The following is a 26,973-nucleotide window of genomic DNA, read 5'->3' as shown; positions in this document are numbered from 1 at the left end:
GAGCCCGACGAGCTACCAACTGCTCCATCCCGCGTTAATATGAATTTTTAACGTCTAGATAGTATTCTACACAATGAAACGAATAATTACAAGAGCTTTTTATTAATTTTAAAAAATAAAATGTATCTCTATATAATTTCTTGTATAATTGTAATAGCATAAATGAAGGATGGTTTTATGAACAAGAAATTTAATGTGAACGACCTATATAAACCAGGTAAAGATCCTTTTAAAAAGTTTCGCAAATTAAGTTTACCTGGTTTACTGATTGTCTTTCTGTTTTTAATAGTATTATATTTCGTCAGTGAGAATCCAAAAATTGTCGAAACCGGTGTAGATATAAATGATGCTGAAAGTCTCGTAAAATACGAGGTAACAGTTGATTTTCATATAGATGGAGATACGACTCGATTTTACTTTAATGATGAAAGTTATTCTTTTAGATATTTACTAATTGATACTCCTGAAATAGGACGAAAATCTGGTGAGAAAGACGAGCCATTCGCAAAAGAAGCGTTACATAGAGTAGAGGCTTTACTTAATAATGCAGAACATATATATGTTATGTTTGATCAGTCACAAACAGATAATTATGGTAGATATTTAGTATATGTATTTGCGGATGACATAATGGTCAACGAACAACTTGTAAAAGAAGGGCTTGCAGAAGTGAAGTACGTATATCCGCCAAATACAACGTACGAAAATAAAATGCGTCAAGCTGAAGAAGAAGCGAAAAGAAAGAAAGTCGGTATGTGGAGATAAGCAATAACTTTCTAATTATGTCTAAATTATGAACGTCTAATTGAGAAAATCGAATTATTTTCTCAATTAGGCTTGTTTTATTTTTAAAGGGGTGCTATTATAAAATCATGAAATGAACAAATCGCCCCCCGATTACATTTTCATTTCGAAGTTGTTCGCAAAACTAATAAATTTTTTAGCAATGCAGAAAATAAAATCTGCGTTGCTTTTTTATTTAATTCATATTTTTTTATAAAATATCATTGAAATATTTTACAGAGTTGCTATAATAGAACATGTTGATTAATTAAATATTCCGCAGTAGCTCAGTGGTAGAGCTATCGGCTGTTAACCGATCGGTCGTAAGTTCGAATCTTACCTGCGGAGCCATTTTTATTTTGGGCACGTACTCAAGTGGCTGAAGAGGCGCCCCTGCTAAGGGTGTAGGTCGGTTCATTCCGGCGCGAGGGTTCGAATCTCTCCGTGCCCGTACATAAACCTTATTATATAAGGGATTTAACCAGTTTGGTGACTAACTGGTGGCAGTTATGAAAATAACTGCCGTATTTTTTTGTCTTTTTTTAAATGATACAATGTATATAACGAGTTTATACAAGGAGTACGAATATGTTTTACAATTATGAAATAACAAAAGAGTTTCATTTTAGTGCGAGTCATCAATTAGATTACTTACCAGAAGGACATCAATGCAAAAGACTGCACGGTCATAATTATATCGTTAAAGTGACTTTAGGCTCAGACGAACTCAATGATGATGGTTTTGTTACAGATTTTGGTTTATTAAAGCCAATTAAAGTATTTATAGATGAAAATCTCGATCACAGACATTTAAATGACGTGTTTGATTTTAAAACAACTTCTGAGAATATCGCAAAATTCTTCTATGAAAAAATCAAAAATGAGTTAAATATGGATAACGTTGTAGAAGTTGCAGTATCAGAAACGCCAAAAACATGGGCGAGATACAGGGAGTTACGCTAATGAGACAACAAAAGAAAATGCCTATTATGGAAATTTTTGGACCGACTATACAAGGAGAAGGTATGGTCATTGGTCGAAAGACGATGTTTGTTCGTACTGGTGGATGTGATTATTCATGCGCGTGGTGTGACAGTGCCTTTACGTGGAATGGTGAAGAAAAGGCGAACGTACTTTCAGCAGAAGACGTCTATAATAAAATTCAAGAAATAGGATACGTAGATAATAGAAGAAATTTTAATCATGTGACGATTACAGGAGGAAATCCTGCACTTATTAATAAACCGATGAATGATCTAATTGATATGCTCCATAATGATGAGGTGAAAGTCGGATTAGAGACTCAAGGTTCTATTTACCAAGAATGGTTTTTAAAAATAGATGATTTAACAATTTCTCCGAAACCACCATCTTCTAAAATGGAAACAGATTTTACGATTCTCGATGATATATTAAATAAACTACATGAAGCGAATGTCAATTTCAGCTTAAAAGTCGTTATATTTAATGAAGAAGATTTTGACTATGCGAAATACGTATATAATAGATATAAAAACTATAATAGAGATTTTTATGTGAGTGTTGGGAATCCAGACCCTTATGAAGGTGGCGATATTAGTCGTCGTCTATTAAACGATTTAAAGGAGTTATGGGAAATGGTGCTAAACGATCCTGAAGCTAATGATTTTAAGCCATTACCTCAACTTCACGCACTAATTTATGATAATCAAAGAGGCGTTTAATGTCGATTGTTACAATCTGTTACACGCCTGACATAATCACTTCAAACCTTATAGAAATAGGGCTTGGAGTGATTTTTTAGTTAATCGTATCTGAGCAATGAAATACTATGTAATTATTCTGTCAAATATGGGCGTGATTCTTAATATTGCTGTAACCACAGTAATATTTAGACGTGCTATAGTATGTACAGTGAAAGAAATGATTCTACATTTTTTAGGAGGAGTTTCATAGTGAAGAAAACAATTTTAACAACAGGTTTAGCAGTTGGTTTAAGCTTATCATCATTAGCAGGAGTTCAAGCAAATGCATCAGAAGTTAATGTTGATGAAGCAAAACTTGCAAAACTTGCAATCAATAATCCAGAAAAATTAAACGAAGCACCAGTACAAGAGGGAGCTTACGAAATCTCATTTGATCTTGAAGGTACAACTTTCAAATTTAAATCAGATGGAGAAAGATGGGTATGGAAATACGCACCAGTTGGTTCGGATTTCTCTGAATTTGATAACTCATTTAACAACAACGAATCATATGTAGCAAGTGCTCCAGTAGTAGAGAACTATTCTTCTTACGAAACGTATGAAGCACCAAGCTACTCATACAATGAACCAAACTATTCGTACAGTGCTCCAAAAGCATCAGCTCCAGTAGCATCAAACGATGGTTTAAACTGGGCTGGTCTTGCAGCGTGTGAATCTGGTGGTAACCCGAACATCGTAGATGCTTCAGGAACTTACCATGGATTATACCAATTTGACGCTGGTACATGGGCATCAGTAGGTGGCACAGGAGTTGCTTCTCAAGCATCTGCTGAAGAACAAACAATGCGTGCACAAATGTTATATGCTCAACGTGGTGCACAACCATGGCCTACATGTGGTGCTTACCTATAATATTTAATAAATCAAGCATGTTTTCTTCGTGAAAACATGCTTTTTTTGTTATTATTATAATTAAGAGAGTGGTGATTATATGGGTATAAGTCTAGACGTCATTAGTATTTTATCGATTATAATTGCAGTCATTGCTATTACGACAGCGATTTTAGCATTTAGAGTTCGTGGTAAGTCTCAAGTATTACTTACTCAACCTTATTTAGAAATCGATGAAGTAAAGAGATTTAAAAACGATCAAAACCGTCTTGTTCTGCAGTTTAGAATTATAAACAACAATGCAAATCCGTTTCATTTTGAGGATTTTACAATTGAAGGTTATGATTTTACGACAGATTATGAATATGGGACACCAGCAGTGGATTCACGAGGGGTTATAGAGCATGACGTAATTAAACTAAACGTTTATATCGAAGAAAGAACAGCGTTTAATGCGAGAATTTTAATTAGATATCGTGACTTTAACAACCATGTACATAAAGCGCGATCAGTTAAAATCTACATTGAAGGTGGAGAAATCGCGCATGATGTCACAGGTACGAAATTTATTTTAACGAAACGTACTGCGATGTTTTAGTGTAATTTAAGAGCATAAAAAATAGAGATGTTTAAAAACATCTCTATTTTTGTGTGGATTTTTCTTCAAGTTTAGTAATGCCAATACCTGTGTAGCCAAGTATTATTGCAAATATAAAACCACTATAACAAAGTATTGCCCAAGGCGCATAAGATAGAGTAGGCACACCTAATGTACCAGCCATAAAGACTCCTGCACTTGACCACGGGATAATTGGGACAACTACAGTACCAGAATCTTCTAAAGTTCTAGACAGATTTTTAGGATCTAATTGCTTTTTCTTATATGTGTCTTTATACATTTCACCAGGAACTATAATTGAGAGGTAAGAGTTACCAGTTACTAGTGCCATAGTTAAACAAGATAAAACCGTAGCTAATATTAAATCTCCAGTCTTTTTAACAACAGTTAATAGTTTTTCAATGATAACTTCTAGTGAGCCCGACGTTGTAATGATGCCGGCAAACACAAAAGCAGCGAAAGCAATAAGTGTTACGGACGTCATAGACTCCATACCACCTTGGTTGACTAGTCTAAGAACTTCAGGCATTACTTCTTCTTCAGTAATTGTTATTTTTGATACCATATCTACGTTAAAACCACTTACAGTTGAAAGAAATACGTCTTGTAATGTAGATTTTTGGAAAATCATCGCTGTAATTCCAGCAACGATTGAAGATAATATAATCACTGGTAATGTTGGATATTTTTTAATCGCTCCTATTAGGACAATAAGTGGAGGTATAATTAAACAAATATTCCAGTTAAACATCATATCGAGTTCTTGAATCATATTTGTCGCTAAAGGTGATTCTATACTTGAAGATTTCACATTTAGACCGACGATAAAATATATAATTAGTGATAATAACGCAGCGGGGACAGTTGTCCATAACATATGTTTTATATGTTCGTATAATTCAGTTCCTGCAGCAATCGGCGCTAATATTGTTGTATCTGAAAGTGGTGATAGTTTATCTCCAAAATAAGCACCTGCTACGATTGCACCTGCAGTTGCCGGAATATTTGCTTCTAGACCTGTTGCGATACCGATTAAAGCAACACCAACGGTTCCAACAGCACCCCATGATGTACCAGTAACTATTGAAATTATTGCAGCAACAACAAATGATATAACGAGTATGAATTGCGGATTAATGAGTTGTATACCATAATATATTAGCATCGGAATTGTCCCAGCAATCATCCAAGTTCCGATCAGTATACCGATTGAAATCAATATTAAGATTGAGGGCATAGCTAGTGAAATCTTCTCTTGTATACCATCCATCATCTCTTTCCAACTATAGCCTAATCTTAGAGTGATTAGACCAGCAAAAACAGATGATAATATTAATAATGGTTCAGGTCTGAGTTTTAAGACACCAAATCCAATAGATAATAATAACAGCATTATAATGATTGGTAATATTGCTTGAAATAACGTAGGCTTTCTTTTCATGTGATTCACATACTTTCTAATTTAATTATTCAAACGTCCCTTTTACAATGACAGCACCACGTGACATCATCTGTCTACCTTTCATAAATACTTCTGTAAGTTTAAATGTGTCTTTATCAATAATTAAAATATCTGCGTCATAGTCTTTCGCGATATTTCCTTTATATTCTAGTTCTAAAGCTCTAGATGTGTTTGTTGTCACTAAACATAAAACTTCTTCTAATGAAAGAATATGATGTTGTACGACTCTTTTCACTGTCTCTAAAATTGTATCCGTTGGTGCGACGTCTAAGCCGAGTAGATTACCTTCGTCATCAAATTTTGGTAAGCTCCCATTACCGTCAGTAGATAACGTCAGTTGTGATAGATCTCCATTATTTTCTTTGTAATATTTGACCCATCCAAATGCCTCATCATAATCACATGTAATATCAACAAATGATCCTTTTTTACCGAGAGAAATCGCGTCGTTCATTAGCTCTTTACTTCTATTAATATGTGTTGCATATAATTTTGAAGCGGGTAGTTCGTACTCATCGAGTACCTCATGTAATTGAGATAAATACGCTTTACCAGGTCCAGTATGGAAATGTGTAACACCAACTTTACCACTTATTAATCCGCCAACACGAGAATCTCCAATAATTTTTGCGAGTTCATGCGTACTCGGTTGACCTGATCGTGAATCGGCTATTGCAATTTCAGCAGTACCGATGATTTTATCGATTAAAATAATATCGTCTTTAACGTTCCCTGTAATTGTCGGTGTAGGTACGTCATAATTTCCTGTGTAAATGAAAGTAGTGACACCTTCTTTTTCTAATCCGCGCGCTTTAGCGAGTAGGGATGAAACATGTCTCGTCGTCCCGTCAGTTCCGAGTAGTCCAACGACAGTTGTTAAACCACTTTTTATAAGGTCACTGAGTTGAACTTCAGGTGTACGCTTATGGAAACCACCTTCACCGCCACCACCGAGTAAGTGGATATGTGGGTCAATAAAACCAGGAACGACGTAGTTATTATTAGCCTCGATGACTTTAACAGTAAACATTTTTTGAAGGTCGGTGACGTCTATTTGATCGTCAATTTTTAAAATTTTATGTTGAGTAAATAAAATATCTTTTTTGCCTAATGACTTTGGAGTAAATAAATCTGCGTTTTTAATTAATGTAAACATATTAGCACTCATTTCTAAATATTCTTACTATTTATATAACCATATTAATGAAATTAAAACATGTTCTATTTTTAAGCACTAAATATAAGGTACTTTATGAAGAAACATTATTTAAAGGAACTGTTGATTCAACTTTAGTAAGTCCAAAAGAAATATTTAACCGAGCATTGCTTACTTTATGTACTGCGATAGTATGTGTACATAATCATCCAAGTGGTGACCTATTAACCATAGTATAATAAATAATAGTAGTTAAAGTAGTTTAGGAGGAGATGTGCTCAATCTAGATGATGATAGTGAAGTCGATGATGTAGTGCTTCAATGGTTCAAGAAAAATATAAATGCACAAGTGCTTCCAAATGGTTATTGTAGATTGCCAGTAATATCAGGTGGTTGTCCACATGCGAATGCATGCTTAGATTGCACTCACTTCTGTACCAGTAAGCAATTCTTACCACAGCACGAAGAACAGTTAGAGCGTACAGAAGAGTTATTAACCATAGCAAAGGATAAACAATGGCAAAGACAAATAGAGACTAATAGCCGTGTTAAAGAGCGTTTAGAACAAATCATTGGAAGTTTGACGGGGTTATTATCAATGGATAAACAAGTTAGAAATACAACAGAAATTGTACGTTTGGCGAAGCAGAAATCACAAAAGACAAGGGAAAAGTAGACAAGGCGATTTCTAAATTTTCGATTGAAGGTAAAGCTATTAATTTTAATTCAATAGCAAAGGAAGCCAAAGTTTCTAAATCATGGCTTTATAAAGAACAAGATATTAGGCAAAGAATCGAATCCCTTCGTAAACGTTAAATAACATCAAATATAGTATCAAAATCTGAGAAAAGCTCTCGATCTGAAGGGGTTCTTGTTAAGACTTTAAAAACAAGAGTTAAGGAATTAGAGGAGGAAAATAAAAAATTAAAAAACCAAATTCAGAAATTATATGGAGAATTGTACAATAATGAATAGTTAAAAGTTAATCTATAATTGAATTGTGAAGAAATGTACTTAAACTAACAGGGCAGTTATGTTTAAGATACTTTAAAATTTGGTTAAAATCTCCGAAAGGATTGGTTTCTAACATTAGAAATCAATCCTTTTTAATATTAATTATATATCATTCAAACAATCATTCGACTATTTGTTTATGGTATGATATATTATAATCATCAAACAAATAGTCATTTGAATAAGGAGGATAATTATGACAAAAGATATGTGTGAAGTTACCTGTATTCACGAAGATAAGGTAAACAGGGCTAAAAAAGAGCTTGCTAAACAGAATCCTATGGATGTAGCGAAAGTTTTTAAGACTCTGTCAGATGATACAAGGGTTAAAATTGCTTATGTTTTATCTTTAGAGGGAGAGTTATGTGTTTGTGATGTAGCGAATATCATTGAATCTTCAACGGCTACGGCATCCTATCATTTAAGATTGTTGAAAAATTTAGGTATAGCAACATACCGTAAAGAAGGAAAATTAGTCTATTATTCACTAGATGATGAGCATGTTAAACAGCTTGTAGAAAAAGCTTTCTTGCATCAAAGGGAGGTTGCTAGTATTGGATAGTTCAACAAAAACATTAACAGAAGATAAACAGGTTTACCGTGTGGAGGGTTTCTCGTGTGCGAATTGTGCTGGGAAGTTTGAAAAAAATGTAAAAGAACTACCAGGGGTGCATGATGCTAAAGTCAATTTCGGAGCTTCCAAAATTGATGTCTTTGGCAGTGCAACTGTTGAAGATCTGGAAAAGGCTGGTGCTTTCGAGAATCTTAAAGTGGCACCAGAGAAGACTAGAAGACGGGTCGAACCAGTGGTAACAGAAGATAAAAATGTTTACCGTGTGGAGGGATTTTCTTGCGCAAACTGTGCTGGGAAGTTTGAAAAAAATGTAAAAGAACTACCAGGGGTGCATGATGCTAAAGTCAATTTCGGAGCTTCCAAAATTGATGTATATGGAAATGCATCGGTTGAAGAGCTTGAAAAAGCAGGTGCTTTCGAGAATCTTAAGGTAATTCCTGAAAAACTGGCGAATCCATCGATACAAGCGGTCAAAGAAGACACTAAGGCTCTTAAAGAAGAGAAAATACCGTTTTATAAAAAGCACAGCACATTGCTGTTTGCCACATTAATGATTGCTTTTGGTTACCTTTCTCACTTTGTAAATGGAGAAGATAACCTTGTAACTTCCATGTTATTTGTAAGTTCGATTGTAATTGGCGGATATTCACTATTTAAAGTTGGTTTTCAAAATTTGATACGCTTTGATTTCGACATGAAAACCCTTATGACCGTTGCAGTTATTGGAGCTGCCATCATTGGTGAATGGGCAGAGGCATCCATTGTTGTCATTCTCTTTGCAATCAGTGAAGCACTTGAACGTTTTTCTATGGATAGAGCAAGACAGTCCATTCGTTCATTGATGGATATTGCTCCAAAAGAAGCACTTGTTAGGCGGAATGGTCAGGAAATAATGATCCATGTGGACGATATCGCCGTGGGTGATATTATGATCGTCAAACCAGGGGAGAAAATTGCCATGGATGGGATCATTATAAATGGGGTGTCGGCTGTCAACCAGGCTGCTATAACAGGAGAATCTGTCCCTGTTGCCAAAACGGTAGATGATGAAGTATTTGCAGGTACGCTTAACGAAGAGGGACTACTTGAAGTAAAAATCACCAAATACGTAGAGGATACAACCATCTCCAAGATTATTCATCTGGTTGAGGAAGCACAAGGGGAGCGCGCTCCAGCGCAAGCATTCGTAGATAAATTTGCGAAATATTATACTCCGATCATTATGGTTATTGCGGCGCTCGTTGCAGTCGTTCCACCTTTATTCTTTGGTGGAAGTTGGGATACTTGGGTTTATCAAGGATTAGCGATACTTGTAGTTGGATGTCCGTGTGCATTAGTTATTTCTACTCCAATCTCGATTGTCTCGGCAATTGGAAATGCAGCTAAAAAAGGTGTGTTGATTAAAGGCGGTGTCTATCTAGAGGAATTAGGAGCCATTAAGGCAATCGCATTTGATAAAACAGGAACACTGACAAAAGGTGTACCAGTGGTAACAGATTTTAAAGTGTTAAATGATCAAGTGGAAGAAAAAGAGCTGTTTTCCATTATTACAGCTTTAGAATATCGATCACAACATCCACTTGCTTCAGCAATAATGAAGAAAGCAGAGCAAGATAATATTACTTATTCCGATGTTAGAGTGGAAGACTTCACTTCTATTACAGGTCGGGGCATTCAAGGGAATATAGATGGAACAACCTATTATATTGGCAGTCCAAGGCTTTTTAAAGAATTAAATGTTTCCGATTTTAGCCTTGAGTTTGAAAATAAAGTGAAAGTTTTACAAAACCAAGGGAAAACGGCCATGATTATTGGAACGGACCAAACAATCCTCGGCGTGATTGCTGTAGCAGATGAGGTCCGCGAAACAAGTAAAAATGTGATTCAAAAACTTCATCAGTTAGGAATCAAGCAAACAATTATGCTGACAGGTGATAATCAAGGTACCGCAGAAGCAATCGGTGCTCATGTAGGCGTTTCTGATATTCAGTCCGAATTGATGCCACAGGATAAGTTGGACTATATTAAAAAAATGAAAGCCGAGCATGGTAATGTAGCTATGATTGGCGATGGCGTCAATGATGCTCCTGCACTTGCTGCATCCACTGTTGGCATTGCAATGGGCGGTTCTGGAACAGATACTGCCATCGAGACAGCTGATATTGCATTAATGGGAGATGATTTAAGTAAGCTTCCATTTGCAGTAAGACTTAGCAGGAAAACGCTAAATATCATCAAAGCGAACATCACGTTTGCCATCGGAATTAAGATAATTGCCTTACTATTGGTTATTCCAGGCTGGCTAACCCTTTGGATTGCGATTCTTTCCGATATGGGAGCCACTATTTTGGTAGCATTAAATAGTTTGCGACTGATGAGAGTGAAGGATAAATAGGTACTATATGTGTGTAATTTACGGAAGGACTTTTCATTTTGAAGAAAAGTCCTATCCCTAAAATATTGGAGACGATAAAATGATCGCGACGATACTGACGGCTACTGCGGTATATGTAGCAACAGGAATTGATTATCTCGTCATATTAATTCTTTTGTTTTCGCAAGTAAAAAAGGTCAGGTAAAACATATTTGGATAGGACAATATATAGGGACTGCAATTGTGATAGGAGCAAGTCTTTTAGTTGCACAGGGGATTGTAAATTTAATTCCTCAGCAATGGGTTATCGGACTACTTGGGCTTTTACCACTTTACCTAGGCGTGAAAATATGGATTAAAGGAGAAGAGGATGAAGATGAAAGTAGCATTTTATCCTTATTCTCCTCTGGAAAATTTAATCAGTTATTTTTGACGATGACTTTCATCGTATTGGCTTCCAGTGCGGATGACTTTTCCATTTATATACCGTACTTCACGACCTTAAATATGTCTGAAATCTTTATTGTCACTATTGTCTTTCTTATTATGGTTGGAGTTTTGTGCTATGTCAGTTACCGTCTAGCTTCCTTCGATTTTATATCGGAAACAATTGAGAAATATGAACGTTGGATTGTACCAATTGTATTCATTGGGCTAGGTATTTATATATTGTTTGAAAATGGAACATTCAATGCTCTGATTTCATTTCTTCTTTGAAGTGGCGAATCCAAATCATAAAGTAAAGTATAAAGAGGTTATCCTATTGATTGGGATAACCTTTTTATATTTAACTAATTATCATTTACGTTAAACACATGTACTTAAAGTAAGAACATTGATTTAAACCATTTTTTTCATAATTTACTATTGATAAGATACAAACCCATCAAGAGAAGATATTGAAGTAAAAGGAGAAGTATTCAAGACATATGAAGCATTAGAGATCGCAGTACATGAATATATTAGATACTATAATAAAGATAGAATTAAGCTAAAATTAAAAGGCATGTCTCCTGAAGAATTCAGGAAACATACCTTACAATCTGCTTAATTCCAAAAGTCCAACTTTTGGGTAGCACATCATAGCATACTGTTGTAAAAAGTTATTATTTAAATTTTAAAACAAGATCAAGTAATGACTCGTCTTCGCGAGACTGAACTTTCACTTCGTTTTCGTCTGGATCTACTGGACCATATGCAACTACTGCTTTAGTAGATTCATTTGTTTGAAGTGTTGTTGTAGAGTCGTTGACAAGTGCGTGATATTCACTATCTTCTGGAATATCTAATGTTAAGTTATCCGTTGCAATCATCCCAGTTTCTGAGAACTGACGTACCGCAAGGTCTAAAGCAAATGCTTCGTTTCCTGCAGTAGGGATTGATGACTTGTTTGTGAATTCATATTCGATGACGACAGCTTTCTTAGCTGTAGCATTTTCATCTGCTTTTTTTTCTTCATCTGATGGTTCGATATCGATAGTATCGATACGTGTAATTACGTATTTACCATACTCGCCATCATATTCAATCGCTTCGTTTAAGTCGTTTTCGCTTACGTCAACGTCTTTAACTACTGATTCGTTTGATTCTGTCGTTGCAGTTTCTTCTGTACCATTCTCTTTTTCGCTTGTTTTGTTATCATCAGTGTTACAAGCAGTAAGTAGTAATGTAGAAGCTGCACCTGCAACTAAAAAGTGTTTAAAACTCATTATTATGCCCTCCAAATTGTGTGAATAGTTTAAGTATATATGAGAACAAATTAAATTTATAGCTATTTTCAGTAAATGGTTAATGTATAAATAAACCGTATAATAATACGCCTATTGACAGTAATAAACCGTAAATCGTGTTGAATTTGCCCATCGCAGCCATCGCTGGAATGAGCTCTACTGGTGAATCTCCGTCTCTTAAAAGCTGCATTGTTTTTTTATACAATTTAAATGAAAGTAACGGTAAAAGTAAAAATAATGATGGCCATAAATTTGTAAAAGCCATAATAATTGCGAATGCAAAACATAGTATTAGTAAAAAGTTAACGACTTGAGTAGCCGTATCTTTACCTACGAGAATGACGAATGTACGTCGTCCACTTTGTGCATCTTTTACGCGATCACGAATGTTGTTAAACATATTTAACAAGCCGATTGTAATCATAATTGGTAAAGATAATACGAATGGAAACATATGTAATTCTTGTAAATGGATGTAAAACGTAATAAGAATAATGACTGGTCCCATAAATATTCCTGAGAATATTTCACCAAAAGGTGTCCATGATATTGGAACAGGACCACCTGTATATAAGTATCCGACAGCCATCGATATACCACCAATGACGAGTAACCACCAAGAAGTTTCGTATGCAATGTATAATCCAATAAGAGCTGCAATAAAGTAAAATGTAAGTGCGAAAGTTAACACACGTCTCGGTGTAATACCATTTCGTACGATGGCACCGGCGATTCCAACAGAATCTGCACTATCGAGTCCACGTTTAAAATCGTAGTACTCGTTAAACATATTTGTTGCGGATTGAATTAAAATTGTCGCAGTTAACATTAAGAAAAACATTAAAAAGTTTACATTTCCAAATGGAAGTACTGCCGCTGTCCCAACAAACACAGGGACAAATCCCGCGGTCAATGTATGGGGACGTGTTAAACTAATATATTTTTTGTATCCGGTAAGAACATCTGCATGTTGCATTTTAAATCTCCTTTTAAAGATAACTGTACAACATTCTATCATACTTTATGGCGAACTATGTACACAGTTTTTTGGAAAGATGATAAAATATAAAGTAATTATATTAAAGGAATGTGAGTATAATGCATATTGAGTCCTCGCAATCACTTATTGATGAGATTGGTATAGATTCAAACACATCATATTTGGCATTACATTTTAGTACGAAAGATTTCGATATAACGCCGTCCAAAATCTTTATGCACTTTAATCATAATAAAGGCGAAAGATACTGGTTTAAATCACGTGAAGCGGATATTAACGTAATAGGTGTTGACTATATCGATTCAATTAATCGTAAACAATTTAATGCGGACATTTTAAACACTCAAAAAAATGGCCTATTTAATAATATTCAACATGTTAAATTAAATGATGGATTAGTCGGGGATATCCACTTATTTGGTGGCACACGTTTTGACGATAAAAAAACGACTGATGAATGGATCGATTTTAAAATGGTCGAGTTTATCCTTGCATCATGGCAATTTGATTTACACAATCAGGAAGCGTTTCTTATTTTAAAGAAAGAAGACCTTCAAACAGAAAATTTAGCTGAATTAATCGTGAATACGTTGCGTGGAATCGAAGTGGCAGAGCCTCGCTTCAGATTTCCAGAAATATCGAGCCATCATGAAATTTATCCAAAAGCTTGGAAAGCACTTGTTGACAATACAGTGGACATTTTAGATGATGACTTTGAAAAAGTCGTTTTATCGAGAGAATTACTTATTCGATTTGAAAATGAAATTGATCCAAATTTTTTAATTAACCGTTTAAAAGTAGAGTCAGATACTTTCAAGATATTTTATGAACGTGGGACGTCGACGTTCGTTTCTAAAACACCAGAGAAGCTATTTTACTTAAAAGATGAAAAACTCTCGACGCACGCAATCGCTGGATCGATTCGTAGAGAAGATGACGACACGGTAAACGAACAAAATAAAAAAGATTTCTTAAACGATGAAAAAAACCACTTTGAACATATCGTCGTCAGGGATTCAATCGTCGAAGATTTAAAAACTTATACAAGTTCAGTTTATTATGACGATACGCGTATATTAGAAAATAAATTTATTTATCATTTATATACACCAATCGAAGCGACACTTAATAAGGAAAGCAACTTGTTCGACGTCTTACACGCCTTGCATCCAACGCCTGCTGTCGGAGGGTTACCAAAGGATCGTGCGTTAGAATATATAAAGGAAAAAGAATACTTTACGCGTGGATTATACGCAGCACCTATTGGCGTCATTTCAAAGTCTAACGAAGCTGAGTTTGCAGTAGCACTGCGTTCGATGCGCATTACAGGTAAAAGTGCGACGCTTTATGCTGGTGCTGGAATTGTGAAAGGATCTACAGGAGAATCTGAATACGAAGAGACTAGAACGAAATTTAGACCGATGTTAGATGTATTGGAGGCGCTAGAATGACTCATCAAGAAGCCTTAACTGAACAAATTTTTACGTTAGTCGACGCGTTATATAGTAAAGGGATGACAGAAATTGTCATTAGTCCAGGATCTCGTTCGACACCAATTGCGATCGCATGTGAATGTCATCCACACATTAAAACATATATCCACCCAGACGAACGTGGTGCATGTTTTTTTGCGCTCGGGTTAAGTAAAGCATCAAAACAACCAGTCGGCATACTATGTACTTCTGGAACAGCAGCAGCAAACTACGTACCGAGTGTGTCTGAAGCGGGGTTAATGCACATTCCGTTAGTCGTTTTAACGTCAGACCGCCCACATGAATTAAGAGATGTCGGCGCACCACAAGCGATTAAACAAACGAATATGTTTTCGAACTATGTAAAATTTGAAACAGAACTTCCGATTGCTGACGAAAGTGAATATAATATGTCTCACGTTGAAGATCGTGTACTTCAAGCGAGTCAGTATTTTGACGGGATTTTAAAAGGTCCTGTACACATTAATATTCCGGTTCGTGAACCGTTAATGCCAAATATAAATCGAACAGATTTCTTTTTTAGAGAACAACTCATTCAAGAATCTATTACTGTAGAATCGAATATAGAGCCGTTACTAGGAAATGGATTAGTCATTATTGGTGAAACGGACTGTAGTTTAGAAAAGATTGACTTTGAAAAGTATAAGCAACTCACGTTTATAATGGACCCAAGAGTCAGTGAGCGCACGAAGTTATCACGTGTTGTTACAACACATGACTTAATATTTATGAATTTAACAGATGAACAACGTAATGAATTAGAATCACAGTTTGATTTTATATTACGTATCGGTGAAGCGGTGACGTCCAAATCGACAAATCAATTTTTAAAACAGACGTCTTTAAAACAAATATTAATAAGTGAGTTTATCGATGTTAAAACATTTCCGAAAACTCCAGACGTCACTTATGTTGGTGACGTTAAACAAACGTTAGATGCGTTACTCATTGAATCGGATCATTCAGTGGATGTACTATACGAAGTCGATAGAGATATTAAGCAGTTGATCAATGATGAAATTGAAAACTATGACGACGAAGGACGCTATATGTATGAAATTATTAAAAGAACTAATAATGATCGAACGTTATTCGTCTCAAGTAGTATGCCGATTCGTGACTTTGAACGGTATGATGTATTTAATCGATTAAATATATTAGCAAATCGCGGAGCAAACGGTATAGATGGTGTTGTCTCAACGGCATTTGGTGTTGGAACGAAGATGCCGATGACGTTAATTATCGGAGACGTGTCATTAAACCACGATATTAATGGTCTTGTCATGTCGAAGCTTGAAGAGATAGACGGCACAGTCATTTGTTTTAATAATAATGGCGGTAATATTTTTAGTTATTTACCTCAAAAAGAGCACGACATACACTTCGAGAGATTGTTTGGAACACCGCTTGATTTAGACTTTTCACATGCAGCGAAATTATATGGATTTAATTATCATTTAATTAAATCCGTAGATGATTTAACAGAGGAAATTTTAAATCAAAAAGGTCGTAACTTCATTGAAATTAAAACAGACCGTGAAGATAACGTAAAGCAGCATAATGATTTAAAACAAAAGGTAAAGGCACTCGTTCAACATGTTAAATTTTAATTATGAATTTAATGATCATGGTCACGACGAAACGCTAATCATTTTACACGGTTTTTTATCAGATTTACGTTCTATGAGAAAACTTGCTAAAGCATTTACTGATGTGAACACTTTACTTATAGACTTACCTGGCTTTGGGAAAACGAAAAGTGTCGGTATTGATTATGATATGAATCATATTGCTAAAAGTATTGTTCAGCTTATCGATACATTACATTTAAAACATGTTCATGTGTACGGATACTCGATGGGCGGGCGTGTTGCAGTGTCACTACTTGCAAATTATAGTGAACGATTTTCTAAATTTATATTAGAATCCACGTCGCCAGGAATGAGTAAAGTAGACCGACGACATGCGCGTATTAAAATCGACGAATCACGTAGAGAGCGACTTGAAACAGATTTTAAAGCGTTTATAGATGAATGGGAAGAGTTACCGTTATTTCAAAGTCAAAAACTGTTAGATGAAAAATCTTTTTTATTGCAACGAGAAGAAAGACTGAGTCAAAATAATATTGAAGCAGCAGATAGTCTACGTAAATACGGAACAGGTATTCAGCCACATTATTGGGACGATTTAAATAAAGATAACGACGTTTTAATTATCGCCGGTGAAAAAGATGAAAAGTTTGTTAAAATTGGAGATAATATGAATAAGCAACTTAAAAATAGTCGCTTACATATATTTAAAGGGTGTGGCCATAACGTCCACCTTGAAAATAAAGAGACATTCGTAAAACTATGCCACGAATTTTTATCGGAGGGAAAACAATGACACGTGAGTGGAAAACATTAAAGGAATATAAAGAAATTAAGTACGAATTTTATAACGGTATCGCTAAAATTACAATCAACCGACCGGAAGTGCGTAACGCATTCACACCGTTAACTGTTTCAGAAATGATCGACGCGATGAGTCGCGCGCGAGATGACGAGAACGTTTCTGTGATTGTTTTAACTGGTGAAGGTGACTTAGCGTTTTGTTCAGGTGGAGACCAAAAAGTACGCGGGCACGGTGGATACGTTGGAGACGACCAAATCCCACGTTTAAACGTATTAGACTTACAACGTTTAATTCGTGTAACGCCTAAACCAGTTGTCGCAATGGTTGCTGGATATGCAATTGGTGGTGGACACGTACTTCACGTTGTGTGTGATTTAACAATTGCTGCGGATAACGCAAGATTTGGACAAACAGGACCAAAAGTAGGTTCATTTGATGCTGGTTACGGTTCAGGTTATTTAGCACGTATTGTAGGACATAAAAAAGCACGTGAAATTTGGTTCTTATGCCGTCAATATGACGCACAAGAAGCGTTAGACATGGGCTTAGTAAACACGGTTGTACCACTAGAAGATTTAGAAGACGAAACAGTGAAATGGTGTGAAGAGATGATGCAACATTCACCAACAGCACTTCGTTTCTTAAAAGCAGCGATGAACGCTGATACTGATGGACTCGCTGGGCTTCAACAATTCGCTGGTGACGCAACGCTTCTTTACTACACGACAGATGAAGCAAAAGAAGGTCGCGATGCGTTTAAAGAAAAACGTTCACCAGACTTTGATCAATTCCCTAAATTCCCATAAATTTATGAATAAAAAATCTCAAGTTCAATTGAACTTGAGATTATTTTTTATGGATTGTTTGAAGAACTCGAATAATATTTAATAATATCGAGTCATATTTTTTATACACTAAATATCGTGTCTCCCAATGTGGTTTAAATTTAGATTTATAATGACGTAACCCACTGAAACTATAGTAGTCTCCGAGTTTTTCATAAGCGATTGCTGCAAATTTTTCTCGTAAGTAACCGTATTTATTTAATCCGACGTTAGATAATGTCGCCATCCCCATATTAAAGTATTTATAGCCATGATTTTGTGCGTATAGTAGCATGTTAATGTATAAAACGTCCATCATTGGTAAGTCGACATTTGGGCTCCAACGAATTAAATCGACGGATAGTCGTTCGTCATCGACAGGCATGAAAGTGCAAAATCCGACGACGTTATAGATTTCGTCACGCACTAAACCGACTGGTGCAGCCATTACATAGTCTTTTTCAAATTGACCGACAGAAAATGACAACTCATTTTTTACACCGAGCCAATGATTACTCACACGTAAACATGCGTTGTAATCTTTTTCAGATAACGTGTCTACGACTTCAAAAGAGTATCCCTCTTTTTCAAATTTATTCATCGTCGCACGGAATGCGCGCTGCTTTTTACCACTTAAAGTAAAATTATCTAACGGGATTACAGCTTCCTCACCAAGCTTAAAGAACACATTACCGAAATTATGATAGAGCGGCAAATATTTTTCCTGTGCCTGATAAAATACGATGCGCAATCCGAGTGGTTGATACGTGTCGTAAAACTCCATTAATAAGTCTTCAAAAGAATCCTCGTTTCCAACAGGATCTCCGAGAACAACTGCACGGTCTTTCGTGATACTAAACATAATAAAGGCGTTCTTAGTTTCATTACTAAATATATATTTATCATCGCTAAATGCGAGGTGGCTTAAATAGTTTCCACCATATGTGTTTAAAATCTCACGAACATCATTTTTATCAATACATTGACCGAGTAATTGACCGAGTTCACGTTTAATACGAGATTTTAAAATTGCGGATAAAAGAATCGCTAATCCAACGAGCACAACGGTCATTAAAGTTATAGATTCAACGAGTGTTATACTTTTAAATGATTCTTTAAGAGATATGCGTGAAATAAAATACGTATATACTGAACCTGACACGAACATCATAAATAATAATCCATATCGCTTTGGTTCTAGTGGATATATGATGTAACGGCAGTTTTTCATCTGGTTAAATAGCATGACGATAATTGTGACAAGCCATATAACACTGACGACAGTTCCGTAAGTAAACAGCACACCGACACATAGCATTGCTGCACCGATTAGGGCCATCAACATACCACGTAACGACTGTTTAAACACTCCGTATGAAAATATAACAAGCAACATTGCACCGGTGATTACTACTGTATACATGATGAATGACACTGACGAATGGTCAAATGATATATTGTATAAGATAATGACACTACCTGTTAAATGTACGAACGCTGTGATGAGTAAAATAATCGCTGTCACTGCGCTTGGTATATGTTTAACGTATGACTGTATTAAATGTGTCGTATAAGAATCGTTGTCTTTAATATATGTACTCATAATCGTCGGTAAATTACTCATAATGAGTGTTAACGCGATCATAAACGGTACGATGTAATAGACAAATCGATAGATTAATAATGCAAGTAATATTTTTTCGCTCGGAATACCGTGTGAACTTAAAAGTGAAATAAATGCTAAATCAAATGCACCTAATCCACCCGGAATCATACTGAGTAATCCGATAATCGATGAAATCGTAAATACCGCAAAGAATAAACTAAATGACATATCAGCATCCAGTAATTTAAAGATAATCAGTAAAATTCCACTTGCTAAAATCCAATCAATTGTAGAGATAGAAACGACTTTAATACCAAATAGTCGATCTGTTCCGATCGGTTTCAATATCGTGAATAAAATAAAAACAATAACAAAAAGAGCCATCGCATACATTAATAGTTGAGCACCTTTGTACTCTAAACTATAGTGAGAAATATCAATCATTTTTGTAATGACACAAATACTAAAAATACCGAGTCCACTCACAAATGATAATAAAACGAGTGATATGTATTTAATTAGATTTTTATTTTCAGTTTTCGGTTGATACATCATAATACGAATACCGTTGCCGATTAACGACCCAAATCCGATTAAGTTATTGAGTGCATTAACGATAAAGCTAATAATAATAACAGTGCGAACGGGTAAATCTATGTGTGCTGCACGTCGTAATAGTAAATCATATAGAGATAAAGAAAAAATTGCTAAAATCCCAATAAGTGCAATACCTGTAAAGCTTAACGTATCTAGATTTTGAAATTCTTTAATCGTTTCTTTAAAGTTAATTGTTCGAATTTCTTTAAATAGTAAATTCGTAACGATTAAAATGATCGCAAATATTAACACGTACTTAAATTTTGGCCAGACGTGTTTTAATGTTTTATTCATGTAGACTGACCTCCCTGTATACAACGTCGTTTTCACCGTTTACATATCCTTTATAAAATTTCGATTTACGTATTTTAAAAATCTGACGTTTACTTGGCCATAATGCTGGTAAATGTAAAAATTTAAACTGAAATAATATAGGATCGATATAGTAATAGTGTTGTTCATCGTATCCGATTAAAAGGATCGCATGTATATTTGATACCGTTCTAAAAGATCCTGTTGATAACTGAAACGTCTTATACTTTGGACGTTTAAAATTATTCGTTGGAAGCATAATAATCGGTTGCTTCGTATCGAGTACGTCTTCAAGCTCTTTCATCGTCATTGTAGAATGTACAACAATTTTGTCATCAAAAGATTTTAAAAATTGACCGAGCGGTCTTGGGAAAATCGTTTGATGTACGTTAAAATATAAAAAGCTCGGATGCCCCACATATCCAATTCTTGGATCATCCGCATGTTTTGGCATTAGCTCAGCAAGTTTTTTTGGTGAATAGTTGATGCCGTTATACTCTAAAAGCATCGATGCAACTGTTGACTCACACCCCATAATCATTGGGAAAGGGAGAAGTTGCGTTTTCGGTTGAACATTTAATATCATAGGCTTCACTCTTTAGTTTTTATTAATTATATATTACATGATATGAAAGACTACGAGAAACATTTTTAAAATTAAAAAAATAGGGTATATAATAAGTAAAATTTAAAAGGGGAGTTTTTTCATGACACATTTACAAAACCCAAGAACAAAATTTGAATATAATGATTTTCCAGATCAAAATCAAAAAGGACCTGCGTTACAAACTGAAATGACACCAGTTCCTGATACTGGTGAAGAAACGTATACAGGACATGGTCGTATGAAAGGGTTAAAAACACTCATTACTGGAGGAGATTCAGGTATTGGACGTGCGGCAGCAATCGCATATGCTAAAGAAGGTGCAGACGTTGCCATTCAATATCTTCCAGGTGAAGAAAAAGATGCTAAAGAAGTTGAGGATTTCATTAACAATTTAGGTCAAAAAGCTGTGACTTTAAAAGCAGATTTTCGTAATGACGGAGAAGCGGCAAAAGTAGTAGAAGATGCTGTAGAAGCCCTTGGTGGATTAGACGTTTTAGTTTTAAACTCAGCAGAGCAATTCGCTCAAGAGAAATTAGAAGATTTATCAATAGAACAAGTAAAAAACACATTTCAAGTGAACGTTATTAGTATGTTTGAAGCAATTAAACAAGCTGAAAAACATCTAAAACCTGGTGCATCTATTATTTTAACGACATCTGTTGAGTCATTTAATCCATCTAAACAATTATTGGATTATGCAGCGACAAAAGGTGCCATTTCAAACTTAGTCGTAAACTTCGCTCAGTACTTTAGTGAAAAAGGAATTCGCGTAAACGGAGTCGCTCCAGGTCCAATCTGGACACCACTTCAATTAGACGGTGGGCAACTTGAAGGTAAAATACCAACATTTGGACAAGGGTCACAACTTGGTAGAGCAGGTCAACCAGTAGAGCTCTCATCAGTATATGTATTATTAGGCAGTGAAGAAAGTAGCTACACGACAGGACAAATTTATGGTATAACTGGTGGGTACAATATTACGTTATAATAATTAGTATTTTAACTGTGTTTGAGAGGAATTGAACGATAGATGAAAGAGAATTTTTGGAACGATCTTCCGAAACCATTTTTTGTGCTTGCACCGATGGAGGATGTGACGGACGTAATCTTTAGACATGTCGTTGGAGAAGCGGCTCGTCCAGACGTTTATTTTACAGAGTTTACGAACTCTGAAAGTTACTGTCACCCTGAAGGTAATAAAAGTGTGCGTGGTCGTTTAACATTTACTGAAGATGAACAACCAATGGTTGCACACATTTGGGGTGATAAACCGGAGTTCTTCCGTGAGATGAGTATCGGTATGGCTAAAGCAGGATTTAAAGGGATCGATTTAAATATGGGATGTCCAGTCCCGAATGTCGCTGGTGACGGCAAGGGAAGTGGTCTAATCTTACGACCAGACGTTGCAGCTGATTTAATAGAAGCAGCAAAAGCTGGGGGACTTCCAGTAAGTGTAAAAACGAGACTTGGGTACACGTCAATAGACGAATGGAAACAGTGGCTAACTCATATTTTAAAACAAGATATTGCGAACTTATCTATCCATTTACGTACACGTAAAGAGATGAGTAAAGTTGACGCACATTGGGAGCTAATTCCAGAAATTAAACAATTACGAGACGAAATCGCACCGAATACGTTACTCACAATAAACGGAGATATCCCTGACCGTAATACAGGTTTAGAACTCGTTGAAAAATATGGAGTAGATGGTGTGATGATTGGTCGCGGAATTTTCCATAATCCATTTGCTTTTGAAAAAGAACCGAAAGAACATTCAAGCGACGAATTACTCGAACTACTCTATTTGCACTTAAATCTACATGACAAATACTCAAAAGAACTCGAAGAACGTCCGTTTCAAGCGTTACACAGATTCTTTAAAATATATGTCAAAGGCTTTAGAGGAGCGAGTCAGTTAAGACACGCATTAATAAGCACTAAAAATACAGATGAAGTACGAGAAATGCTTAAACAATTTAAAGCACAACAAGTGAATGAATAATATAAATACCGTCCTAGTATAAGGACGGTGTTTTTTTGATAGAAATCACAATATATTACCCCAAAGTTTGTAAATTGTATATAATAGATTTAAGAGGGTAAAATATCAATATTGATTAATGTTTACTTATTAAATATACATAAAGAGAAGGTGATTTATGAAATCCCTAGATGTAGTCGTACTGTTTTTAATCATCATATATGTATTTCTCAATAGTTTTACTTCTATTATGCCAAATGATCCAGTATTTCAAAAAATAATGGCAGGACTAGTCATTCTCGGTGCGTTGTTAATCATTTTTAAAACCTTAAAAAGGGAAATAAAGCATTATGTTTACGCAAATGAATTTTACGTTAAATAGCTTTTATTAATTTTACATAAAAACGATTTGTATAAAGAGGGTGTCCATTTCGTTTACGCAAAAGGCTTAATTGTCAACGAAATGAATGGTGCTTTAATGCAAAAGGGATTTGTATAAAATTAAATTATTTAATTTGATGCAAATTAATATAACGACATTATTTTGATAAGAAAATCAACTTTATTATAAAGAGATGATTAATTATTTTTTAGAGGAGATGTTTTTATGAATGCAGGGGTAAATACGTCGGAAGCTGTAACAAGCGGTGGATTTTCACAGTGGTTTATCATTGTTTTAGTAATAATTAATATTGTGATAAGTCTTTATCAATTTAGGGAAATGTCAAAAATTAGAAAACGTGAAATCGAAGATACTAATATACGTCATAAAGAGATGCTAGAACAACAAAGACAACAATTCGCTGAACAATTAAAGCAATTGAATGAACAACATACAAGAGAGTTAGAAGTGAAGGTTATTGTTGAGTCTCAAAAAGAGAGAATTGAGGATATCAGACAGTTAACTAGTGACTACTTATTAAAAGTCAGTGAACTAAAGAAGGTTGTATACAATAATTTACTTCATCGAATTCGAGATGAGGAGGGTTATAAAAACAACTTACAATCAATAAGTGAAAATTATTTTGAGTTGACTTATCCAGCACTGGAAGCGAAAAATTTACTTGAATTCAGACTGTCAGAAATTGAAAATACAGATCATCTAATAAAATATACAAATGATTTGTATCATAAAACCAAAATGACACCGATTAAAATATATGAATGTGACACTTTTAGTCCACCTAATGGTCAGTTTCCTTTGGAATACACGGGTGAATTTACACGTAAAAAATATGATGAAGAACAAAATGATGCGAGGCAAAAGTTATTTGATGAATCAGCTAAATATCTTAAAAATCAGTGGACTAGTCTATACAACAAAATTGATAAAGTAAGTGATTTTTAAACATATAAATTAAGAAACTAAAAAATTCCACTTAAGCTACTAAACTTAAGTGGAATTTCTATTTTATTCTTCACTTGCACGCACTGCGTTATGATGGACGTCAGTGACGTCGTCATCATCATCGAGCGCGTCGAGTATGTTTTCTAAAATTTCATAGTCTTCATCGCTTAATGCGATTGTATTCATCGGAATCATCGTTAATTCACTTTGTGCTAACGTGTATCCTTTTTCTTCTAAATGGTCTCTCACTTGTGCGAAGTCTGCTTGTTCAGTGAAGATTTCAAATACTTCATCGCTCGTTTCTAACTCTTCAGCACCTGCTTCAAGCACTTCTAATAACATTGTTTCTTCATCGTCTTCTGTCGTACTACGTTCGATTACAATATAACCTTTGCGTTCGAACATATAACTTACAGAACCAGCTTCTCCAATGTTTCCACCGTTTTTATTGTATGCGATACGTACGTTTGTGTTTGTTCGGTTACGGTTATCTGTTAATGCTTCTGCTAAAATACCGACACCACTTGGGCCGTATCCTTCATACATTACTGGATCGTAGTTTTCACCAGAGCCAGATGATGTTGCTTTGTCGATTGCACGTGTAATGTTGTCTTTAGGCATATTTTCTGAACGTGCACGGTCCATCGCTAAACGTAGTGCTGGATTCGTATCTGGATCTCCGCCACCTTGTTTTGCTGCCATATAAATTTCACGCGATAACTTTTGGAAGATTTTACCGCGTTTTTTATCTTGGGCACCTTTACGTTGTTTAATGTTATTCCATTTTGAATGGCCTGCCATAATTTCGTCTCCCTCGTTGTTTTCTTAATTATAATTTATCATTTTTTCTAATGATTGTCTAAATGATACGAGTCACTTTAAAGATTTGATATAATAGGATAGTTAAAGGAGTGTTTACATTGAATCACTGGCTTCACCGTAATTCAAAAAATTATCCGGAAAAGATCGCGGTCATTTACGAAGACTTACACTTAACTTATAAACAATTACAAGATAAAGTACACGATCTCTCTCAAAGAATTCCTAACATTAAAAGAGTTGGGTTATTTATAGATAACAGTGTAGATAGTGCGATTTTAATACATAGTTTAATTGAGCGTCATATCGAAATCGTCATGGTGAACACACGTCTTTCATCTGAAGAAATTAACAATCAACTAATGGACGTTAATGTCGATACAATTTTTTCAACGATTGACTCAGACGTTTTAAATAAAGTGAACGTAAACGTCATCTACTATAGAGAAATCATACAGCACGATAAAGCATCATATGAAGAGGTTGAAGCAAATGATGATGATATCTTATCAATCATGTTTACGAGTGGGACGACAGGACGACCGAAAGCCGTGATTCAAACGTATTTAAACCATTATGCGTCTCATATAAATGCGATGAATGGGTTAAATTATGATGAGAATAGTACATGGCTCATGGTCAATCCGATATTTCACATCTCGGGCTTTTCGATATTAATGCGTGCAGTAATTTCAGGGTGTACGTTAATTATCCATAATAGATTCGATTCTAAACACGTTTTAAATGATATTGAACGCTATAAAGTGACACATACGTCATTTGTACCGATTATGTTATCTCGGATTATGAACGACAAAATGATTCATAGCACGGATTTATCTCGCTTAAAAGCGATTTTAATGGGTGGAGCAAATACGACACCTAAATTACTAAACGAGGCACTTCAATTTAAATTACCGGTATTTAATAGTTTTGGTATGACAGAAACGTGTTCTCAAATTGTTATTGTATCCTATGATGATGACAATATATTAACGGGTACGGTAGGTAAAACCAATGAAAATATCCGTGTCAATGAGAATAATGAGTTGCTCGTTAAAGGTGAAAATGTCACGAGTGGATATTTAAATGCTGAAATGATTACAGAAGATGGCTTTTTTAATACTGGAGATATCGCCGAAGTTAAAGGTGGATATTTATATATATTAGATCGTAGAGATGATTTAATTATTAGTGGTGGAGAAAATATTTATCCAAAAGAAATCGAAGATATCGTCTTACAATATACAGATTTAAAAACGTGTGTTGTTGTTAAAAAAGAAGATGAAGAGTGGGGACAAGTTCCTGTTTTACTCATTGAGGAAAATATTGATGAGAGAGCACTCATCAATTTATTTAACACACATTTAGCACGTTATAAGCATCCAAAAGAAATTATAGTCGTTAAAGAAATAAAATATACGCCATCTGGTAAAATTTCTAGAAAATTAAACCGAGAGGCGTATATCACAACATCTACTTCTTCTTTTTAGGAGGGACAGGGTCAAATCCACCTTTATGAAGCGGATGACATTTTAAAATACGGCGAATAGCTAAATAACTCCCTTTAGATGCACCGTGTTCTTCTACCGCTTCAATCGCATATTGAGAACACGTCGGGTAAAATCGGCATGATGGGGGAGACATCGGCGAAATATATCGTTGGTAAAAACGAATCATTCGTAAAATTATTTTTTTCAT

The 26,973-nt window shown here is 35.1% G+C and carries 25 protein-coding genes, 2 tRNA genes and 3 pseudogenes; 22 read left to right on the top strand and 8 right to left on the bottom strand.

All coding sequences use genetic code 11. From position 1 onward, the window contains the following. Window positions 1–177 precede the first annotated feature (177 nt). From HMPREF3177_RS02710 to HMPREF3177_RS02680, 7 genes are all read left to right on the top strand, one after another. Window positions 178–765, top strand: a complete 588-nt coding sequence (locus HMPREF3177_RS02710; protein WP_070456961.1) for a thermonuclease family protein — start codon at window positions 178–180, stop codon at window positions 763–765. A gap of 294 nt (window positions 766–1,059) precedes the next feature. Then, window positions 1,060–1,134, top strand: a tRNA-Asn gene (locus tag HMPREF3177_RS02705). A gap of 10 nt (window positions 1,135–1,144) precedes the next feature. After that, window positions 1,145–1,234 (top strand) — tRNA-Ser (locus tag HMPREF3177_RS02700). 137 nt (window positions 1,235–1,371) lie between these two features. Continuing rightward, window positions 1,372–1,746, top strand: a complete 375-nt coding sequence (gene queD / locus HMPREF3177_RS02695) for a 6-carboxytetrahydropterin synthase QueD (protein WP_068131207.1) — start codon at window positions 1,372–1,374, stop codon at window positions 1,744–1,746. Then, window positions 1,746–2,486, top strand: coding sequence for a 7-carboxy-7-deazaguanine synthase QueE (gene queE / locus HMPREF3177_RS02690; protein ID WP_070456958.1), 741 nt, complete (start codon window positions 1,746–1,748; stop codon window positions 2,484–2,486). Before queD ends, queE begins: the two co-directional genes overlap by 1 nt. Window positions 2,487–2,717: 231 nt before the next feature. Then, a complete protein-coding gene (locus HMPREF3177_RS08685; protein WP_070456956.1) occupies window positions 2,718–3,380 on the top strand; it encodes a transglycosylase family protein in 663 nt (220 codons plus the stop codon). A 79-nt stretch (window positions 3,381–3,459) separates the two neighbouring features. Continuing rightward, window positions 3,460–3,957, top strand: coding sequence for a hypothetical protein (locus HMPREF3177_RS02680; RefSeq protein WP_070456954.1), 498 nt, complete (start codon window positions 3,460–3,462; stop codon window positions 3,955–3,957). Window positions 3,958–4,000: 43 nt separating this feature from the next. Here HMPREF3177_RS02680 and nhaC read toward each other — a convergent pair whose 3' ends face one another. After that, complete coding sequence (gene nhaC, locus HMPREF3177_RS02675; protein ID WP_070456951.1) at window positions 4,001–5,419, bottom strand: Na+/H+ antiporter NhaC; 1,419 nt, start codon at window positions 5,417–5,419, stop codon at window positions 4,001–4,003. Between the two features lie 25 nt (window positions 5,420–5,444). After that, window positions 5,445–6,596, bottom strand: a complete 1,152-nt coding sequence (iadA, locus tag HMPREF3177_RS02670; protein ID WP_070456949.1) for a beta-aspartyl-peptidase — start codon at window positions 6,594–6,596, stop codon at window positions 5,445–5,447. Window positions 6,597–6,643: 47 nt separating this feature from the next. On the opposite strand from iadA, the gene HMPREF3177_RS08710 reads away from it, so the two are divergent. From HMPREF3177_RS08710 to HMPREF3177_RS08705, 7 genes and pseudogenes are all read left to right on the top strand, one after another. Beyond that, window positions 6,644–6,835, top strand: a complete 192-nt coding sequence (locus HMPREF3177_RS08710; RefSeq protein ID WP_083286831.1) for a JAB domain-containing protein — start codon at window positions 6,644–6,646, stop codon at window positions 6,833–6,835. Between the two features lie 29 nt (window positions 6,836–6,864). After that, a pseudogene (locus HMPREF3177_RS02665) lies at window positions 6,865–7,185 on the top strand (transposase); the annotation flags it as partial. Between the two features lie 9 nt (window positions 7,186–7,194). Beyond that, window positions 7,195–7,571 (top strand): annotated as a pseudogene (locus tag HMPREF3177_RS08610) (DUF6262 family protein). 235 nt (window positions 7,572–7,806) lie between these two features. After that, window positions 7,807–8,172, top strand: coding sequence for an ArsR/SmtB family transcription factor (locus tag HMPREF3177_RS02660; protein ID WP_068128936.1), 366 nt, complete (start codon window positions 7,807–7,809; stop codon window positions 8,170–8,172). Continuing rightward, a complete protein-coding gene (locus HMPREF3177_RS02655) occupies window positions 8,165–10,579 on the top strand; it encodes a cadmium-translocating P-type ATPase CadA (protein WP_070456947.1) in 2,415 nt (804 codons plus the stop codon). Before HMPREF3177_RS02660 ends, HMPREF3177_RS02655 begins: the two co-directional genes overlap by 8 nt. 79 nt (window positions 10,580–10,658) lie before the next feature. Beyond that, window positions 10,659–11,275: pseudogene (locus tag HMPREF3177_RS02650) on the top strand (CadD family cadmium resistance transporter). Between the two features lie 181 nt (window positions 11,276–11,456). Further along, on the top strand, window positions 11,457–11,609 hold the full coding sequence (locus tag HMPREF3177_RS08705) for an IS3 family transposase (RefSeq protein WP_083286835.1): 153 nt from the start codon (window positions 11,457–11,459) through the stop codon (window positions 11,607–11,609). Window positions 11,610–11,664: 55 nt separating this feature from the next. On the opposite strand, the gene HMPREF3177_RS02645 is transcribed toward HMPREF3177_RS08705, so the two are convergent. Both HMPREF3177_RS02645 and HMPREF3177_RS02640 read right to left on the bottom strand, forming a co-directional pair. Continuing rightward, window positions 11,665–12,267 carry a hypothetical protein gene (locus tag HMPREF3177_RS02645; RefSeq protein ID WP_070456946.1) on the bottom strand — a complete coding sequence of 201 codons (603 nt, stop codon included), beginning with the start codon at window positions 12,265–12,267 and terminating at the stop codon, window positions 11,665–11,667. Between the two features lie 79 nt (window positions 12,268–12,346). Beyond that, the gene (locus tag HMPREF3177_RS02640) at window positions 12,347–13,264 is read right to left on the bottom strand and encodes a 1,4-dihydroxy-2-naphthoate polyprenyltransferase (protein ID WP_070456944.1); all 918 of its coding nucleotides are present in this window, start codon (window positions 13,262–13,264) and stop codon (window positions 12,347–12,349) included. Window positions 13,265–13,449: 185 nt separating this feature from the next. Between HMPREF3177_RS02640 and HMPREF3177_RS02635 the strand changes: the two genes are divergently transcribed. The 4 genes from HMPREF3177_RS02635 to menB are packed head-to-tail and all read left to right on the top strand — an operon-like array spanning window position 13,450 to window position 17,981. Continuing rightward, window positions 13,450–14,739, top strand: coding sequence for an isochorismate synthase (locus HMPREF3177_RS02635; RefSeq protein WP_246827359.1), 1,290 nt, complete (start codon window positions 13,450–13,452; stop codon window positions 14,737–14,739). Beyond that, window positions 14,736–16,391, top strand: a complete 1,656-nt coding sequence (menD, locus tag HMPREF3177_RS02630) for a 2-succinyl-5-enolpyruvyl-6-hydroxy-3-cyclohexene-1-carboxylic-acid synthase (RefSeq protein WP_070456940.1) — start codon at window positions 14,736–14,738, stop codon at window positions 16,389–16,391. The genes HMPREF3177_RS02635 and menD overlap by 4 nt, the downstream gene beginning before the upstream one ends. Next, window positions 16,378–17,166 carry a 2-succinyl-6-hydroxy-2,4-cyclohexadiene-1-carboxylate synthase gene (menH, locus tag HMPREF3177_RS02625; RefSeq protein ID WP_068130696.1) on the top strand — a complete coding sequence of 263 codons (789 nt, stop codon included), beginning with the start codon at window positions 16,378–16,380 and terminating at the stop codon, window positions 17,164–17,166. Before menD ends, menH begins: the two co-directional genes overlap by 14 nt. Continuing rightward, window positions 17,163–17,981, top strand: a complete 819-nt coding sequence (gene menB, locus HMPREF3177_RS02620; RefSeq protein ID WP_040928528.1) for a 1,4-dihydroxy-2-naphthoyl-CoA synthase — start codon at window positions 17,163–17,165, stop codon at window positions 17,979–17,981. The genes menH and menB overlap by 4 nt, the downstream gene beginning before the upstream one ends. 40 nt (window positions 17,982–18,021) lie before the next feature. Here the strand turns inward: menB and mprF are convergent, their stop codons facing one another. Next, window positions 18,022–20,496: a bifunctional lysylphosphatidylglycerol flippase/synthetase MprF gene (mprF, locus tag HMPREF3177_RS02615; protein WP_070456937.1), complete on the bottom strand. Its 2,475-nt coding sequence runs from the start codon at window positions 20,494–20,496 to the stop codon at window positions 18,022–18,024. Further along, window positions 20,489–21,100 carry a C39 family peptidase gene (locus HMPREF3177_RS02610; protein WP_083286830.1) on the bottom strand — a complete coding sequence of 204 codons (612 nt, stop codon included), beginning with the start codon at window positions 21,098–21,100 and terminating at the stop codon, window positions 20,489–20,491. Before HMPREF3177_RS02610 ends, mprF begins: the two co-directional genes overlap by 8 nt. Before the next feature lie 121 nt (window positions 21,101–21,221). Between HMPREF3177_RS02610 and HMPREF3177_RS02605 the strand changes: the two genes are divergently transcribed. From HMPREF3177_RS02605 to HMPREF3177_RS02590, 3 genes are all read left to right on the top strand, one after another. Next, on the top strand, window positions 21,222–22,109 hold the full coding sequence (locus HMPREF3177_RS02605; protein WP_070456934.1) for an SDR family oxidoreductase: 888 nt from the start codon (window positions 21,222–21,224) through the stop codon (window positions 22,107–22,109). A 42-nt stretch (window positions 22,110–22,151) separates the two neighbouring features. Continuing rightward, entirely contained in the window at window positions 22,152–23,126 is a 975-nt protein-coding gene (locus HMPREF3177_RS02600; RefSeq protein WP_070456932.1) for a tRNA dihydrouridine synthase, read from the top strand. Window positions 23,127–23,712: 586 nt separating this feature from the next. After that, window positions 23,713–24,453: a hypothetical protein gene (locus tag HMPREF3177_RS02590; protein ID WP_070456928.1), complete on the top strand. Its 741-nt coding sequence runs from the start codon at window positions 23,713–23,715 to the stop codon at window positions 24,451–24,453. Between the two features lie 63 nt (window positions 24,454–24,516). Here HMPREF3177_RS02590 and HMPREF3177_RS02585 read toward each other — a convergent pair whose 3' ends face one another. Next, entirely contained in the window at window positions 24,517–25,254 is a 738-nt protein-coding gene (locus HMPREF3177_RS02585) for a YebC/PmpR family DNA-binding transcriptional regulator (RefSeq protein WP_070456926.1), read from the bottom strand. 119 nt (window positions 25,255–25,373) lie between these two features. Between HMPREF3177_RS02585 and menE the strand changes: the two genes are divergently transcribed. Further along, window positions 25,374–26,765 (top strand): o-succinylbenzoate--CoA ligase, encoded by a 1,392-nt coding sequence (menE, locus tag HMPREF3177_RS02580; protein ID WP_068130717.1) that lies wholly within the window; start codon window positions 25,374–25,376, stop codon window positions 26,763–26,765. Here menE and yidD read toward each other — a convergent pair. Further along, a complete protein-coding gene (gene yidD, locus HMPREF3177_RS08365; protein WP_083286829.1) occupies window positions 26,749–26,973 on the bottom strand; it encodes a membrane protein insertion efficiency factor YidD in 225 nt (74 codons plus the stop codon). The two genes, menE and yidD, sit on opposite strands and share 17 nt — an antisense overlap.

This window comes from Nosocomiicoccus sp. HMSC09A07, assembly GCF_001808485.1.
Lineage (GTDB): Bacteria > Bacillota > Bacilli > Staphylococcales > Salinicoccaceae > Nosocomiicoccus > Nosocomiicoccus ampullae_A.
Note: the sequence above shows the minus strand (reverse complement) of the source record. Positions and strands in the feature narration are given on the sequence as shown.

Bases quoted from the DNA above. Each gene is read 5' to 3' on its own strand.
- HMPREF3177_RS02710 (WP_070456961.1), top strand. From the start codon at position 178: ATGAACAAGAAATTTAATGTGAACGACCTATATAAACCAGGTAAAGAT.
- queD (WP_068131207.1), top strand. From the start codon at position 1,372: ATGTTTTACAATTATGAAATAACAAAAGAGTTTCATTTTAGTGCGAGT.
- queE (WP_070456958.1), top strand. From the start codon at position 1,746: ATGAGACAACAAAAGAAAATGCCTATTATGGAAATTTTTGGACCGACT.
- HMPREF3177_RS02680 (WP_070456954.1), top strand. From the start codon at position 3,460: ATGGGTATAAGTCTAGACGTCATTAGTATTTTATCGATTATAATTGCA.
- nhaC (WP_070456951.1), bottom strand. From the start codon at position 5,419: ATGAAAAGAAAGCCTACGTTATTTCAAGCAATATTACCAATCATTATA.
- iadA (WP_070456949.1), bottom strand. From the start codon at position 6,596: ATGTTTACATTAATTAAAAACGCAGATTTATTTACTCCAAAGTCATTA.
- HMPREF3177_RS08710 (WP_083286831.1), top strand. From the start codon at position 6,644: ATGAAATTAAAACATGTTCTATTTTTAAGCACTAAATATAAGGTACTT.
- HMPREF3177_RS02660 (WP_068128936.1), top strand. From the start codon at position 7,807: ATGACAAAAGATATGTGTGAAGTTACCTGTATTCACGAAGATAAGGTA.
- HMPREF3177_RS02645 (WP_070456946.1), bottom strand. From the start codon at position 12,267: ATGAGTTTTAAACACTTTTTAGTTGCAGGTGCAGCTTCTACATTACTA.
- HMPREF3177_RS02640 (WP_070456944.1), bottom strand. From the start codon at position 13,264: ATGCAACATGCAGATGTTCTTACCGGATACAAAAAATATATTAGTTTA.
- menD (WP_070456940.1), top strand. From the start codon at position 14,736: ATGACTCATCAAGAAGCCTTAACTGAACAAATTTTTACGTTAGTCGAC.
- menH (WP_068130696.1), top strand. From the start codon at position 16,378: ATGTTAAATTTTAATTATGAATTTAATGATCATGGTCACGACGAAACG.
- menB (WP_040928528.1), top strand. From the start codon at position 17,163: ATGACACGTGAGTGGAAAACATTAAAGGAATATAAAGAAATTAAGTAC.
- mprF (WP_070456937.1), bottom strand. From the start codon at position 20,496: ATGAATAAAACATTAAAACACGTCTGGCCAAAATTTAAGTACGTGTTA.
- HMPREF3177_RS02610 (WP_083286830.1), bottom strand. From the start codon at position 21,100: ATGATATTAAATGTTCAACCGAAAACGCAACTTCTCCCTTTCCCAATG.
- HMPREF3177_RS02605 (WP_070456934.1), top strand. From the start codon at position 21,222: ATGACACATTTACAAAACCCAAGAACAAAATTTGAATATAATGATTTT.
- HMPREF3177_RS02600 (WP_070456932.1), top strand. From the start codon at position 22,152: ATGAAAGAGAATTTTTGGAACGATCTTCCGAAACCATTTTTTGTGCTT.
- HMPREF3177_RS02590 (WP_070456928.1), top strand. From the start codon at position 23,713: ATGAATGCAGGGGTAAATACGTCGGAAGCTGTAACAAGCGGTGGATTT.
- HMPREF3177_RS02585 (WP_070456926.1), bottom strand. From the start codon at position 25,254: ATGGCAGGCCATTCAAAATGGAATAACATTAAACAACGTAAAGGTGCC.
- yidD (WP_083286829.1), bottom strand. From the start codon at position 26,973: ATGAAAAAAATAATTTTACGAATGATTCGTTTTTACCAACGATATATT.